Below are 13,110 nucleotides of genomic sequence, written 5' to 3'. Positions count from 1 at the left end.
AGCTAGAACGCGAAGGATGACGCGTGAAGCCCAGCCGCCGCGTCAGCCGGAATCCGGCCGCAGCCCCCGCAGGAAGGCCTCGAAGGCCTTCAGCGTCGGCCCGGAGACGTGGTGCTCGATGCCTTCCGCATCCGTTTCCGCCACGTCGTCCGGCACGCCGATCGCCACCAGCACGTCCACGACGACGCGGTGCCGCGTGCGCACGGTCTGCGCCAGCGCCATTCCCGCCTCCGTCAGGAAGACGCCGCGATAGGGCTTGCTGTGGACGAGCCCGGCGAGCTTCAGCCGGCTTATGGTGTTGCTGACGGTGGCGTGGCTCACGCCCAGCCGCCGCGCGATGTCGGCGGCGCGCGCCTCCCCGCCGGTGACGAGCAGGTCGTCGATCAGCTCCACGTAGTCTTCCAGCAGCGAGCTGGCGCGCGCGGTCCGGGCCCGCAGATGACGGGCGGCCTGCGCGGGTTCCTCCGGCAGGTCGGGCGGCGCCTCGGCGCGGATTCGGCGTTTCCGGGTCGGAGTGTTCACGCCTCGGCGGTAGCCGATCGGGGCGGGTTCCGTAAAGCTGCCTGTCAAGGTTTAGCATGGGCAACAGAGGTTCAGCAGAGGGAAACCCGCCGCGCGACCCTTGATGCCTTTGCGCCCCCCTTCCAAATGAAGCATAACCTAAACCATGATCCCATCACCCGAATGTGATCCCGCCGCATGATTGTCCGGCCGGCACGATAGGAGAACGCATGCCTCTCCCTTGTCTCCGCCGCGCGCTCCTCGGTGCGTTCCTCCTGGCCGGAGCGGCGCTTCCCGCGGCAGCCCAGTCGCCCGGGGGCCCGAAGCGCGTGGTGGCGACCTTCACCGTCCTCGCCGACATGGCCCGGAACGTGGCGGGCGACGGCGCGATCGTGGAAAGCCTCACCCGGCCTGGGGCGGAGATCCACGACTACGATCCCACGCCGCAGGATGTGGTCCGCGCCCAGGCCGCCGACCTCGTGCTCTGGAACGGCCTGGGGCTGGAGCGCTGGTTCGAGCGCTTCTTCAGCCGCGTGAGCGATGTCCGCCAGGCCGTGGTGACCGAGGGCGTGGCGCCCATCGGCATCGGGGAGGGGCCCTACCGCAACCAGCCTAATCCGCATGCCTGGATGTCGCCGACGGTGGCGCTGGCCTATGTGGAGAACATCCGCCGTGCGCTGGCCGAGCTCGACCCGTCGCGCGCCGAACTCTTCGCCGCTAATGCCCGCGCCTATTCCGAGCGCATCCGTGCGCTGGACGTGACCCTGCGCGCGCGCCTGGCCACGATCCCCGAGGAGCGGCGCGTGCTGGCCACCTGCGAGGGCGCCTTCAGCTACCTCGCCCGCGACTACAGCCTCCGCGAGGCCTATCTCTGGCCGATCAACGCCGAGGAGGAGGGGACGCCCCGCCAGGTGCGCGCGCTGATCGACCTGCTGCGCCGCAGCCGCCCGCCCGCGGTCTTCTGCGAGAGCACGGTGAACGACCGGCCGATGCGCCAGGTGGCGCGCGAGGCGCGGACCCGCTTCGGCGGCGTGCTGCACGTGGACAGCCTGACGGCGCAGGACGGGCCGGCGCCCACCTATCTCCGCCTGCTCGAAGCCAATGCCGAGACCATCCTGCAGGCCTTCGGCGCCGATCAGGCGTCGCGCTGATGGGGGCGGAGGCGCCGCTCGACCTTGCGGTGGAGGATGTCTCGGTCGTCTACCCGAACGGCCATACGGCGCTGCGCGGCGCCGGCTTCCGGCTGGGAGCAGGCACCATCTGCGGGCTGGTGGGCGTGAACGGCGCCGGCAAGTCCAGCCTGTTCAAGGCGATCATGGGGCTGGTCCGCCCGAGCGCGGGCCGCGTGCTGATCGCCGGCGAGCCGGTGGAGGCGGCGCTGCGGCGCAACCGCGTCGCCTATGTGCCGCAGAGCGAGGAGGTGGACTGGACCTTCCCCGTCCGCGTGCGCGACGTCGTGATGATGGGCCGCTACGGCCACATGAACCTGTTGCGCATTCCGCGCGCCGCGGACCGGGAGGCGGTGGCGGCCGCCCTCGCGCGGGTGGGCCTCGACGCGCTGGCAGACCGGCAGATCGGCGAGCTCTCCGGCGGGCAGCGCAAGCGGGTCTTCCTGGCGCGCGCCATCGCCCAGGGCGCCGGGCTGCTGCTGCTGGACGAGCCCTTCACCGGCGTGGACGCGACCACAGAGCAGGCGATCATCGCCCTGCTGCGCGGCTTCCGCGGGGAGGGGCGTATCGTCCTCGTCTCCACCCACGACCTCGAGAGCATACCGCAATTCTGCGACCAGGTGGTGCTGGTGAACCGGACCGTGCTGGCGGCGGGACCCACCGCCGAGGTCTTCACCGACGACAACCTGCGCCTCGCCTTCGGCGGCGCCCTGCGCCGGCCGGCTCCGGCCGCCCCGCGGGAGCCCGCGGAGAACCCCGCCTGATGGCCGAGGAGCTGCTGATCCCCTTCCAGTACGACTACATGCTGCGCGCCATGGCCATCAGCGCGCTGATCGGGGCCGTAGCGGGGCTGCTCTCCTGCTACGTCGTGCTCAAGGGCTGGTCGCTGATGGGCGACGCTTTGAGCCATGCGGTGGTGCCGGGCGTGGTCCTGGCCTGGATCGGCGGCATTCCCTTCGCGATCGGCGCCTTCGCCTCCGGCCTGCTGGCGGCCGCGGCGATGGCGGGTCTGCGCGGCCGGACGCCGCTGCGCGAGGATGCCGTGATCGGGGTCGTCTTCACGGGCTTCTTCGGCGCGGGGCTGTTCCTGCTCTCGCTCTTCCCGTCCAACGTGCGGCTGCAGACCATTCTCTTCGGCAACGTGCTCGGCATCGCGGATTTCGACATCCTGCAGATGGCAATCATCGCGGTGCTGGTGGTGGCGGCCCTGGCGGTGAAGGGAAGGGACCTCATGCTGTCCCTCTTCGATCCGGTGCAGCTCGCCGCCATCGGCGGCAGCCCGGGCGCGATGCGCCTGCTGCTGCTGACCCTCCTGGCCGCGACCGCGGTGGCGGGGCTGCAGGCGGTCGGGGCCGTGCTGGTGATCGGCATGCTGGTCACGCCCGGCGCCACGGCCTATCTGCTGACCGACCGCTTCGGCCGCATGGCCGGCCTCGCCACCGCGATCGGGGCCGGCAGCGGCCTCCTGGGCGCCTATGCGAGCTATTTCCTCGACGGCTCCACCGGGGGCGTCATCGTCGTGTCCCAGGTGCTGATCTTCGGGGCCGCGCTCCTCTGGGCGCCGCGGCACGGCGTCCTGGCCACGCGGCGAGCGGCGCGGCGCGCGACTCCGGCATGACGGCGCTGATCGAGCCCTGGACGCACGGCTTCATGCAGCAGGCGCTGCTGGTCGGGCTGCTGGTCGCGGTGCTCTCGGCCATCCTCTCCTGCTTCGTGGTGCTCAAGGGCTGGTCGCTGATGGGCGATGCCGTGAGCCATGCCATCCTGCCCGGGGTGGTCGGCGCCTATCTGCTCGGCGTGCCGCTGGTGCTGGGCGCCTTCCTGGCCGGCCTCGCCTGCGCGCTCGGCGCGGGCGCCATCCGCGCGGTGAGCCGCGTGAAGGAGGATGCGGCCATGGGCGTGATGTTCAGCGGGATGTTCGCGCTCGGGCTCGTGATGCTTTCCCAGGTGCGGTCGGACGTGCATCTCTCCCACGTCCTCTTCGGCAGCATCCTCGGGATCGAGCAGGAGGATTTCTGGCAGGTCCTGGCGATCACCGTGGGCGCGCTGCTCATCCTGGCGGTGCGGGGACGGGATCTGGTCCTGTTCTGCTTCGATCCGGGCCAGGCGCGCGTGATCGGGCTGCGGGTCGAGCGGCTGCGCCTGCTGCTGCTGGCCGTGCTGGCGGCGAGCATCGTCGCGGCGGTCCAGGCCGTGGGCGTCATCCTGGTGGTGGCGATGCTGATCACGCCGGGCGCCATCGGCCTGCTGACGACGGCGCGCTTCGGGCGCATGGTGATGGTGGCGGTGGCGGCGGCGAGCCTCTCGGTCGTCGCCGGCATCCAGATGAGCTTCATGCTCAACGCCTCGACCGCGGGCTCGATCGTGGTGGTGCTGACGGGACTCTTCGTGCTGGCGCTATTGGCGTCGCCGCGCCATGGCCTGCTCAGGCCGGGCCGGCGTGCAGAGGACGGGGCGGCCGACGGGGCCGCCTGATCTGCTCAGACGTGGAAGCTCTCGCCGCAGCCGCAGCGGCCCTTCTCGTTCGGGTTCACGAAGGTGAATCCCGCGCTCATGGCCTTCACCTCGTAGTCCATCATCGTGCCGATGAGGTAGAGGCTGGCCTTGCGGTCGACGAGGATGGTGATGCCCTTGTCGGTCACACGCTCGTCGCCGGGCGCCGGCGCGTCCACGAAGCTGAGGTCGTAGGCAAGGCCGGAGCAGCCCTTGGTCTTGACGCCGATGTGCAGGAGCTTGCCCGCTTCGGCCTTGGAGTAAAGCGAGCGCAGCCGCTCGGCCGCGCCCTCGGAAAGGCTCATCAGCGGAGGCAGCTCGCGCTTCACGCGGGGGGGAGAGCTTGCGGCGTTGGTGGTGCTCATTCGCGTGTCTCCTGTCAGTACATGTTCAACGCGAGGCGCGCGTCCTCGCTCATGCGCGACTGGTCCCAGGGCGGATCCCAGACGATCTCGACATCGCAATCCGTCACGCCGGGAACCTGGCGGATGGCCTCCGCGGCCATGCCCGGCAGCTCCTGCGCGGAGGGGCAGGAGGGCGTGGTCAGCGTCATCTCGACCTTCACCTTGCCGCTGTCCTCAAACTCGATGGCGTAGATCAGGCCGAGCTCATAGATGTCGACCGGGATCTCCGGGTCAAAGACGGTCTTGAGGGCGGCGATCACGCCCTCCTCGGTCACGGCGGGAAATGCCTCGCCCTCGGGCGTCCAGCTTCCATGATTCCCACTCGCGTTCCGGGTGGCCGGTTCACTCACTGCTTGTCTCCTTCACGCCGGACAAGGCCGCGTCCAGCGCATTCCAGGCCAGGGTCACGCACTTCACCCTGCTGGGGAATTTGTGCACGACGGTGAAGAGCGACAAGCGGCGGAGCTCTTCGCTGCCGTCATCGCCGATGCCCGATTTCGCGATCTCGCCGGCGCGCTGGCCCAGCGCACTGCTTTCCGCCCGGGTCTTGCCGGGCACCAGCCCGGCCAGCAGCGAGGCGCTGGCCTGGCAGATCTCGCAGCCCCGCGCGACATGACGGGCTTCGCGGATGCGGTCGCCCTCCAGGCTGACATAGATGTCAACGCGGTCGCCGCACATCGGGTTGTCGCCGCGCGCGGTGGCGTCGAAGGCCTCGGGCCTGCCCTTATGCGCGGGATCGCGCGCGAGTTCCCGCAGCGTCTTCGAGTACAGGTCCGCGATGTCGCCAGCGTCGTTCATGCGAAGAAGCGTCGTGCCTCCGTGATCTTCTGCGCAAGCAGGTCGATCTCCCCGGGCGTCGTGTAGAGGCCGAAGGAGGCGCGCGTCGTGCCGCCCTCCACGCCGAAGCGCGTGTGCAGCGGCTCGGCGCAGTGCCGGCCGGCCCGTACCGCGATGCCGTGGCGGTCGAGGAAGGTGGAGAGGTCGTGGGGGTGAACGCCGTCCAGCGAGAAGGCGAAGACGCCGCCGCGATCCTGCGCGCCGCCGATGATCCGCAGCCCCTCGACCTGCGGCAGCACGGCCATGGCGTGGTCCACCAGCGCGCGCTCATGCGCCTCGATGGCGGGCATGCCGATGTTCGTCACATAGTCGATGGCCGCATGCAGGCCGACCGCCTCGATGATCGGCGGTGTCCCGGCCTCGAAGCGCGCAGGGGCCGCGGCATAGGTGGTGCGCTCCAGCGTGACGCTCTCGATCATGTCGCCGCCGCCCAGGAAGGGAGGCATGGCGTCGAGCAGCTTGCGCTTGCCGTAGAGCACGCCGATGCCGGTCGGTCCGTAGAGCTTGTGGGCGGTGAAGACGTAGAAATCGGCGTCGATCGCCGTCACGTCCACATGGCGGTGCACGGCGGCCTGGCTGCCGTCGAACAGCACCTTGGCGCCGGCCTCATGCGTCATGCGCGCGATCTGCGCCGCCGGCGTCACCGTGCCCAGCACGTTGGACATATGCGTGATCGCGACCAGCCCGACCTTGCCGTCCGCGAGCTTGGCCGCGAGGTCGTTCAGGTCGATCTCGCCGCGCTCGGTGACGCGGACATAGCGCAGCCCGATGCCGATATTGGCGTCGCGCAGCATCTGCCAGGGCACGAGGTTCGCGTGGTGCTCCATCTCGGAGGTCAGCACGAACTGGCCCGGCTGCATCACGCCGCGCCCGTAGCTATGGGCGACGAGGTTGATCGCCGCCGTGCTGTTGGAGGTGAAGACGATCTCCTCCGCCTCGGCCGCGCCGAGGAAGCGCTGCGTGGCCACGCGCGCGGCCTCATAGGATTCCGTCGCCGTCTCGCTGAGATGGTAGGCGCCGCGATGGACGTTGGCGTAGGCGGTTTCCATCGACCGCGTCATCGCCTCGATCACCGCCCGCGGCTTCTGCGCCGAGGCGCCGCTGTCCAGGAAGGTGAGCGGCTTGCCATGCACCTTCGTCGCCAGGATCGGGAAGTCCCGGCGGATGCGGGTGAGGTCGAAGATCGGAGTGGCGATGGTGTCCATGTTCAGGCGGCCTCGCGTTCCCACCAGCCCTCGGTCGCCTCGGCCAGGGCGGCCTGGGCGATGGGGTTGGTGACGCCCTCGACGGCCTCCACCAGGAAGGCCTGCACCAGCATGGCGCGGGCCTGCTCGGCGGGAATGCCCCGGGCGCGGAGATAGAAAAGCTGCGCCTCGTCCAGCGCGCCGACGGTCGCGCCGTGGCTGCACTTCACGTCGTCGGCGTAGATCTCGAGCTGCGGCTTGGCGTCGATCTCGGCCTCCTCGGAGAGGAGGAGGGCCTGGTTCATCTGGTAGCCATCGGTGCGCTGTGCCGCCTGGCGGACCAGGATTTTTCCTTGAAATACGCCGCGCGATTTTCCCGCCAGAACCGTTTTGTAGGTCTGCCGGCTCGCGCAATCGGGCGCGGCGTGGTCCAGGAAGGTCGTCGTATCCGCGTGCTGGCCGTCACCCGCGAGCTGCGCGCCGTTCATGTGGCAGGTAGCCTTGGGGCCGAGCAGCGCGGCGTGGATCTCGTTGCGCACCAGCCTGGCGCCGGCATTCAGCGTGAAATTGTCGTAGGTGCCGCCCGCCTGGACGGCGGCCTGCACCGTGGAGAGCTGGAAGCCCGCGCGCCCCTCGCGCTGGATGCGCACATGGGAGAGCGTGGCGCCGGCGCCGACGGCGATCTCGAAGACCGGATTGTGCAGATAGGCCGCCCCGGCCGGGCCGGTGCTGGTTTCGATGAGGGTGAGCGAGGCGCCGTCGCCGATGCGGATGAGGTGGCGCGGATGGAAGGCGATGGGCCGGCCGGTATGGCTCGCCAGGCTCACCAGCTCCAGCACGCCGCCATCCGTATCGGCGGGAAGGTCGAGCAGCAGCCCGTCCTCGAAGAGCATGGTGTTCAGCGCCACCAGCGGCAGCTTTTCCGCCAGGGCGCCGAGCAGGCCCTGCGCCCCGTCGAGGCCCGCGGCGAGCGAGCCGCAGCGATAGCTGCCGGGCAGCAAGGAGAGGTTCTCCGCGAAGCGGCCATCGACGAAGACGGCGCGATACGGCGCGCGCATCGGCGGCAGCGCGGGGGTCTCGCGCACCAGGGTCAGCGCCTCGGAGAAGCCGGCCTGCGCGATGGGCGCGAGGTCGGTGTAGCGCCAGGCCTCGATGCGCCGGCCGGGCAGGCCGGCCGCGCCGAAGAGTTCGGCGGCCTCGGCGCGCAACTGCGCGACCCAGGGCGTGCGGCCGCCGGGGAGATGCTCGCGCAGCCCCTCGAAGCGCGCGAGGAAGGCCTGGGTGCCGGAAGGCTGCGCGCTCATGCCGCCACCTTCGCGTAGCCCTCCGCCTCGAGCGCCAGCGCGAGCTCCGGCCCGCCGGACTTCACGATGCGGCCGCCCATGAGCACGTGCACGCGGTCGGGCACGATATAGTCCAGCAGGCGCTGGTAGTGGGTGATGACAAGCGAGGAGAAATTGGCGCCGCGCATGGCGTTCACGCCGTCCGCGACGATCTTCAGCGCGTCGATGTCCAGGCCGGAATCCGTCTCGTCAAGGATGGCGAGCGTGGGCTCCAGCAGCGCCATCTGCAGCACCTCGTTGCGCTTCTTCTCGCCGCCGGAGAAGCCGACATTCACGTTGCGCTTCAGCATGTCGTCCGACATCTGCAGCGCCTTGATCTTGGTGCGGGCGAGCTTGAGGAACTGCATCGCGTCGATCTCGGGCTCACCCTTGTGCTTGCGCACGGCGTTCACCGCCGTGCGAAGGAAGTTCGCATTGCCCACGCCCGGCAGCTCGACCGGATACTGGAAGGCGAGGAACACGCCGGAACCCGCGCGCTCCTCCGGCTCCATCGCCAGCAGGTCGAGGCCGTTATAGGTGGCCGACCCACCCGTGATCTCATAGCCCTCGCGCCCGCTCAGCACATAGGAGAGCGTGGACTTGCCCGAGCCGTTCGGGCCCATGATGGCGTGGATTTCGCCGGTCGGGATCTCGAGGTCGATCCCCTTCAGGATCGGCTTGCCGTCGATTTCCGCGGTCAGGCCTTCGATCTTCAACACTTAGCCAACACTCCCTTCGAGCGAGATCGCGAGAAGCTTCTGGGCCTCCACCGCGAACTCCATGGGCAATTCCTTGAGCACTTCCCGGCAGAAGCCGTTCACGATGAGGCCCACGGCCTCTTCCTGCGTCAGGCCACGGCTGCGGCAATAGAACAGCTGGTCCTCGGCGATGCGCGAGGTCGTGGCCTCGTGCTCCACCTTGGCCGTGGCGCAGCGGTTCTCGATATAGGGCACCGTATGCGCGCCGCACTTGTCGCCGATCAGCAGGCTGTCGCACTGGGTGAAGTTGCGCGCGCCGACCGCCTTCGGGCTGATCTTCACCAGCCCGCGATAGGTGTTCTGCGCCTGGCCCGCGCTGATGCCCTTGGAGACGATGGTGCTGCGGGTGTTCCGGCCCACATGCCACATCTTGGTGCCCGTATCGGCCTGCTGGTGGTTGTTGGTGACGGCCACGGAATAGAACTCGCCCACGCTGTCGTCGCCGAGCAGCATGCAGGAGGGATACTTCCAGGTGATGGCCGAGCCGGTCTCTACCTGCGTCCAGGAGATCTTGCTCCGCGCGCCGCGGCAGGCGCCGCGCTTGGTGACGAAGTTGTAGATGCCGCCCTTGCCCTCGCTGTCGCCCGGATACCAGTTCTGCACCGTGCTGTACTTGATGCTGGCATCGTCCATCGCGACGAGCTCGACCACGGCGGCGTGCATCTGGTTCTCGTCGCGCATCGGCGCGGTGCAGCCCTCCAGGTAGGAGACGTAGCTGCCCGCCTCGGCGATGATCAGCGTCCGTTCGAACTGGCCGGTGCTCTTCGCATTGATGCGGAAATAGGTGCTCAGCTCCATCGGGCAGCGCACGCCCTTGGGGATGTAGACGAAGCTCCCATCGGTGAAGACGGCCGAGTTCAGGCAGGCGAAGTAGTTGTCGCCCTGCGGCACCACGCTGCCGAGATACTGGCGCACCAGCTCCGGATGCTCCTGCACCGCCTCGGAGATGGAGCAGAAGATGATGCCTTCCTTGGCCAGCCGGTCCTTGAAGGTGGTCGCGACCGAGACGCTGTCGAAGACCATGTCGACCGCGATGCCCTGCAGCCGCTGCTGCTCCTGCACCGGGATGCCGAGCTTCTCATAGGTGCGCAGCAGCTCCGGATCGACCTCGTCCAGCGACTTCGGCACGACCTTGTTGCTGGGGGCGGCGTAGTAATAGGCATCCTGGTAGTCGATCTTGGGGTAGCTGACGGCGGCCCATTCGGGCTCCTCCATCTTCAGCCAATGCGCATAGGCCTTCAGCCGCCATTCCAGCAGCCAGTCCGGCTCGTTCTTCTTCGCGCTGATGAAGCGGACGATATCCTCGCTGAGCCCCTTGGGCGCGAACTCCATCGCGATGTCGGTCTCGAAGCCCCACTTGTAGCCGCCGTCATTGGCGGCCTGGACGGTCTCGAGGGTCTCTGCAACGGCGGCCATACGACGCTCCTAAACTCTACTTCGCGGCAAGGTGGTGGTCGGCGGGGTGGGGCAGGAACCCGCCAAGACAGCCCCCTCCGGCGAGATCGGCGACGGAGATATTCGCCAGCGCCTCCCGGATGGCCCGGTTCACCGGATCCCAGCGGCCGCGGACGGGGCAGAGGTGCTCGCTCTCGCAGAGGCCCGTGCCGCCCTCGACGCAGGCCGTCAGGGCGATCGGGCCGTCGAAGGCCACGATCACCTCGGACAGCCTGATCTCGCTGAGCGGCCGGGTCAGCCGGTAGCCGCCGCGCGCGCCGCGCAGGCCCTCGACGATGGTGGATTGCGCGAGGATCTTCAGTACCTTCGCCACGGTCGGCTCCGCCAGGCCCGTCCGTGCCGCAAGGCCCGGGGCGCTGAGGAGCGGCGCGTCGCTCTGTCCCATCCGGGAGAGCACGACCACCGCGTAGTCGGTCAATCTCGAGAGCTTCAGCACCGCCATTCTCCTGCGATGCAGCTCAAATAGGACCAATGGCGTCCGCTTTGAAGGGGCCGAGTCGCCCCGAGCCATGCTTTTCCGCGAAAAAGCCTTCGCGCTCAAGGCATGGGTGGCCAGCCTCGGGCAGTCGAAGGCTCGGGCCGCGCATGGGGCCTCGGTCATCCCGGCGCCCCTTCCTCGGGCGCCTCCTCGCCTTGCCGCGTCCGGCCTCCCGGCGCAATCTCGCGCTGCACCGAGGGAGCCCCTGCATGCCGAGCATCCGTACCGACGATGGCGTCGATCTTCACTACATCGAGGCCGGCTCCGGCACGCCGATGGTCTTCGTGCATGAATTCGCCGGCGACGCGCTCTCCTGGGAAGCGCAGATGCGCTTCTTCGCCCGCCGCTACCGCTGCATCGCCTTCTTCGCCCGCGGCTATGCGCCGAGCGGCATCCCGACGGACCCCAAGTCCTACAGCCAGGACCGCGCGACCGACGACATCGCCGCCGTCATCACCGCGCTGAAGCTGGCGCCGGCCCATGTGGTGGGCCTCTCCATGGGCGCCTTCGCGACGCTGCACCTGGGGCTGCGCCATCCGCATCTGGCGCGCAGCCTTGTGGCCGCGGGGGTGGGCTACGGCGCGGCGCCCGACAAGCGCGCGCAGTTCCAGGCCGAGATCGACGCCTCCATCGCCAAGCTGCGCGAAATCGGCATGGAGAAATTCGCGACCATCTACGCCCATGGCCCGACCCGCCTGGTCTTCGAGGAGAAGGATCCGCGGGGCTTCGCCGAATTCGAGGCGCAGCTCGCCACCCATTCGACCGAAGGGTCGGCGCTGACCATGCAGGGCGTCCAGCGCGAGCGCCCCTCCCTCTTCGAGCTGGAGGCCGGCTTCCGCCGGATGAGCCTGCCCACCCTGGTCGTCGCCGGCGACGAGGACGACCCCACGCTGGAGCCGGCCCTCTATCTCAAGCGCACCATCCCCGGCTCGGCCCTCGTGGTCCTGCCGAAATGCGGGCACACGATGAACATCGAGGATCCGGACGCGTTCAACCGCGCCGTGCTCGACTTCGTGACGGCGGTGGACAGCGGTTCCTGGCGCGACCGCATCCCGGCCAGCCTCACCGGGGCGATCATCGCCGCGAAATCCTGATCGTCATCTGAAATACCTTTACGACGAAGCCTTTCGGACGCAGACTGCCCGCGTTACGACGGATGATCAGCGCATGAGCGACAAGAGACCGCAGATCAAGCTGGGCCTCTCCATGGCCGGCTATGGCTACCACCACAGCGCCTGGCTGAGCCCGGACGTGCCGGCCGACGGCGTCAGCAGCTTCGACTTCTACCTGAACCAGGCCCGCATCGCCGAACGCGGCCTGTTCGACATGGCCTTCCTGGCCGATTTCCTCACCTTCTCCATGATCGACACGCCCAGGGGCGTGAGCGGCCGCAGCGTGCGCGGCGGCAGCTTCGAGCCGCTGACGCTGCTCTCCGCCCTGACGCCGATGACGAAAAACATCGGCCTGGCGGCGACCACCTCCACCACCTTCGGCGTGCCCTTCCACGTGGCCCGCACCTTCGCCTCGCTCGACCTGCTGAGCGGCGGCAGGGCGGCCTGGAACGTCGTCACCTCCTTCCAGGACGAGGAGGCGGAGAATTTCGGCTCGGCGCAGATCCTCGACAAGTCCTCGCGCTACGACCGGGCCGAGGAATTCGTGGACGTGGTGCTCGGCCTCTGGGACAGCATGGCGCCGGACGCCTTCCTCTACGATCGCGCGAGCGGCATGCTCTTCGATCCCACGAAGGTTCGCGCGCTCAACCACGAGGGCCGCCACTTCCGCGTGAAGGGGCCCCTGGGCGCGCCGCGATCGGTTCAGGGCCGGCCCGTCATCTGCCAGGCCGGCGCCTCCGAGCACGGCCAGGAGCTCGCCGCTCGCACCGCCGACGTCGTCTATTCCGTGCAGCCGACGCTGGCCGGCGCCGCGAATTTCTACGAGGGCCTCAAGTCGCGCATGGCGAAGTACGGCCGCGACCGCGACGAGATCAAGATCATGCCAGGCCTGCTGCCCGTCCTGGGCGGCACGGAGACCGAGGCGCAAGCCAAGTTCAAGGCCATGCAGGAGATGATCGACCCGCTGGTCGGCCTTCGGTACCTGAGCGCGCTCTTCGGCGATCTCTCCGACTATCCGATCGACGATCCCGTGCCGGATCTGCGCCAGGACAAGGAGCTCGCCACCCGCGCGCAGGTCATCCTGAACCTCGCGCGCGAGAACAACTGGTCCATCCGCCAGCTCTACCAGCGCACGGCCATCGGCAACACGCACAACGTCGTCGTCGGCACGCCCGAGCAGGTGGCCGACGTGATGCAGGAATGGATCGAGGGCCGCGGCGCGGACGGCTTCAACGTCCTGCCCGCCCTCTCCCCTGTGAGCCTGGTCGAGTTCGTCGACCAGGTGATCCCGGTCCTGCAGCGGCGCGGCCTCTACCGCACCGCCTATGAGGGGACGACGCTACGCGCCAATCTGGGCCTGCCGGAGCCTCCCTCGGCGCATTGACCGCCGCCTCGTC

15 protein-coding genes are annotated in these 13,110 nt (G+C 69.1%); 6 read left to right on the top strand and 9 right to left on the bottom strand.

Annotation, left to right across the window (positions count from 1 at the left end; all coding sequences use genetic code 11):
- Positions 1-42: 42 nt before the first annotated feature.
- Positions 43-522 carry a manganese-binding transcriptional regulator MntR gene (gene mntR, locus EJV46_RS06840; protein WP_240782428.1) on the bottom strand — a complete coding sequence of 160 codons (480 nt, stop codon included), beginning with the start codon at positions 520-522 and terminating at the stop codon, positions 43-45.
- A gap of 209 nt (positions 523-731) precedes the next feature.
- Here mntR and EJV46_RS06835 point away from each other — a divergent pair, with 209 nt between their 5' ends.
- From EJV46_RS06835 to EJV46_RS06820, 4 genes are read left to right on the top strand one after another with little or no spacing between them, the layout of a single operon-like run.
- Complete coding sequence (locus tag EJV46_RS06835) at positions 732-1,652, top strand: metal ABC transporter substrate-binding protein (protein WP_131547798.1); 921 nt, start codon at positions 732-734, stop codon at positions 1,650-1,652.
- Positions 1,652-2,434, top strand: a complete 783-nt coding sequence (locus EJV46_RS06830) for a metal ABC transporter ATP-binding protein (protein ID WP_131547797.1) — start codon at positions 1,652-1,654, stop codon at positions 2,432-2,434. The genes EJV46_RS06835 and EJV46_RS06830 overlap by 1 nt, the downstream gene beginning before the upstream one ends.
- Complete coding sequence (locus EJV46_RS06825) at positions 2,434-3,288, top strand: metal ABC transporter permease (RefSeq protein ID WP_131547796.1); 855 nt, start codon at positions 2,434-2,436, stop codon at positions 3,286-3,288. The genes EJV46_RS06830 and EJV46_RS06825 overlap by 1 nt, the downstream gene beginning before the upstream one ends.
- A complete protein-coding gene (locus tag EJV46_RS06820) occupies positions 3,285-4,145 on the top strand; it encodes a metal ABC transporter permease (RefSeq protein WP_131547795.1) in 861 nt (286 codons plus the stop codon). Before EJV46_RS06825 ends, EJV46_RS06820 begins: the two co-directional genes overlap by 4 nt.
- Positions 4,146-4,150: 5 nt before the next feature.
- Here the strand turns inward: EJV46_RS06820 and EJV46_RS06815 are convergent, their stop codons facing one another.
- The 8 genes from EJV46_RS06815 to EJV46_RS06780 are packed head-to-tail and all read right to left on the bottom strand — an operon-like array spanning position 4,151 to position 10,565.
- Positions 4,151-4,528, bottom strand: coding sequence for an iron-sulfur cluster assembly accessory protein (locus tag EJV46_RS06815; protein WP_131547794.1), 378 nt, complete (start codon positions 4,526-4,528; stop codon positions 4,151-4,153).
- A gap of 14 nt (positions 4,529-4,542) precedes the next feature.
- Positions 4,543-4,917 (bottom strand): SUF system Fe-S cluster assembly protein, encoded by a 375-nt coding sequence (locus EJV46_RS06810; protein ID WP_131547793.1) that lies wholly within the window; start codon positions 4,915-4,917, stop codon positions 4,543-4,545.
- Positions 4,910-5,365: a Fe-S cluster assembly sulfur transfer protein SufU gene (sufU, locus tag EJV46_RS06805; RefSeq protein ID WP_131547792.1), complete on the bottom strand. Its 456-nt coding sequence runs from the start codon at positions 5,363-5,365 to the stop codon at positions 4,910-4,912. Before sufU ends, EJV46_RS06810 begins: the two co-directional genes overlap by 8 nt.
- Entirely contained in the window at positions 5,362-6,609 is a 1,248-nt protein-coding gene (locus EJV46_RS06800) for an aminotransferase class V-fold PLP-dependent enzyme (RefSeq protein WP_131547791.1), read from the bottom strand. Before EJV46_RS06800 ends, sufU begins: the two co-directional genes overlap by 4 nt.
- 2 nt (positions 6,610-6,611) lie before the next feature.
- Positions 6,612-7,892, bottom strand: a complete 1,281-nt coding sequence (gene sufD, locus EJV46_RS06795) for a Fe-S cluster assembly protein SufD (protein ID WP_131547790.1) — start codon at positions 7,890-7,892, stop codon at positions 6,612-6,614.
- Positions 7,889-8,629, bottom strand: coding sequence for a Fe-S cluster assembly ATPase SufC (gene sufC, locus EJV46_RS06790; RefSeq protein ID WP_131547789.1), 741 nt, complete (start codon positions 8,627-8,629; stop codon positions 7,889-7,891). Before sufC ends, sufD begins: the two co-directional genes overlap by 4 nt.
- On the bottom strand, positions 8,630-10,084 hold the full coding sequence (sufB, locus tag EJV46_RS06785) for a Fe-S cluster assembly protein SufB (RefSeq protein ID WP_131547788.1): 1,455 nt from the start codon (positions 10,082-10,084) through the stop codon (positions 8,630-8,632).
- Between the two features lie 16 nt (positions 10,085-10,100).
- The gene (locus EJV46_RS06780) at positions 10,101-10,565 is read right to left on the bottom strand and encodes an SUF system Fe-S cluster assembly regulator (protein ID WP_370323064.1); all 465 of its coding nucleotides are present in this window, start codon (positions 10,563-10,565) and stop codon (positions 10,101-10,103) included.
- A gap of 245 nt (positions 10,566-10,810) precedes the next feature.
- Between EJV46_RS06780 and EJV46_RS06775 the strand changes: the two genes are divergently transcribed.
- A complete protein-coding gene (locus EJV46_RS06775) occupies positions 10,811-11,695 on the top strand; it encodes an alpha/beta fold hydrolase (RefSeq protein ID WP_131547786.1) in 885 nt (294 codons plus the stop codon).
- Between the two features lie 73 nt (positions 11,696-11,768).
- Positions 11,769-13,097: an LLM class flavin-dependent oxidoreductase gene (locus EJV46_RS06770; protein WP_131547785.1), complete on the top strand. Its 1,329-nt coding sequence runs from the start codon at positions 11,769-11,771 to the stop codon at positions 13,095-13,097.
- Positions 13,098-13,110: the final 13 nt, after the last annotated feature.

It is taken from the genome of Roseococcus sp. SYP-B2431, from assembly GCF_004336745.1.
Lineage (GTDB): Bacteria > Pseudomonadota > Alphaproteobacteria > Acetobacterales > Acetobacteraceae > Roseococcus.
This window is presented reverse-complemented; position numbering and strand designations above follow the sequence as displayed.

Coding starts and splice junctions, on each gene's coding strand:
- EJV46_RS06835 (WP_131547798.1), top strand. CDS start 732: ATGCCTCTCCCTTGTCTCCGCCGCGCGCTCCTCGGTGCGTTCCTCCTG.
- EJV46_RS06830 (WP_131547797.1), top strand. CDS start 1,652: ATGGGGGCGGAGGCGCCGCTCGACCTTGCGGTGGAGGATGTCTCGGTC.
- EJV46_RS06825 (WP_131547796.1), top strand. CDS start 2,434: ATGGCCGAGGAGCTGCTGATCCCCTTCCAGTACGACTACATGCTGCGC.
- EJV46_RS06820 (WP_131547795.1), top strand. CDS start 3,285: ATGACGGCGCTGATCGAGCCCTGGACGCACGGCTTCATGCAGCAGGCG.
- EJV46_RS06815 (WP_131547794.1), bottom strand. CDS start 4,528: ATGAGCACCACCAACGCCGCAAGCTCTCCCCCCCGCGTGAAGCGCGAG.
- sufU (WP_131547792.1), bottom strand. CDS start 5,365: ATGAACGACGCTGGCGACATCGCGGACCTGTACTCGAAGACGCTGCGG.
- EJV46_RS06800 (WP_131547791.1), bottom strand. CDS start 6,609: ATGGACACCATCGCCACTCCGATCTTCGACCTCACCCGCATCCGCCGG.
- sufD (WP_131547790.1), bottom strand. CDS start 7,892: ATGAGCGCGCAGCCTTCCGGCACCCAGGCCTTCCTCGCGCGCTTCGAG.
- sufB (WP_131547788.1), bottom strand. CDS start 10,084: ATGGCCGCCGTTGCAGAGACCCTCGAGACCGTCCAGGCCGCCAATGAC.
- EJV46_RS06780 (WP_370323064.1), bottom strand. CDS start 10,565: ATGGCGGTGCTGAAGCTCTCGAGATTGACCGACTACGCGGTGGTCGTG.
- EJV46_RS06775 (WP_131547786.1), top strand. CDS start 10,811: ATGCCGAGCATCCGTACCGACGATGGCGTCGATCTTCACTACATCGAG.
- EJV46_RS06770 (WP_131547785.1), top strand. CDS start 11,769: ATGAGCGACAAGAGACCGCAGATCAAGCTGGGCCTCTCCATGGCCGGC.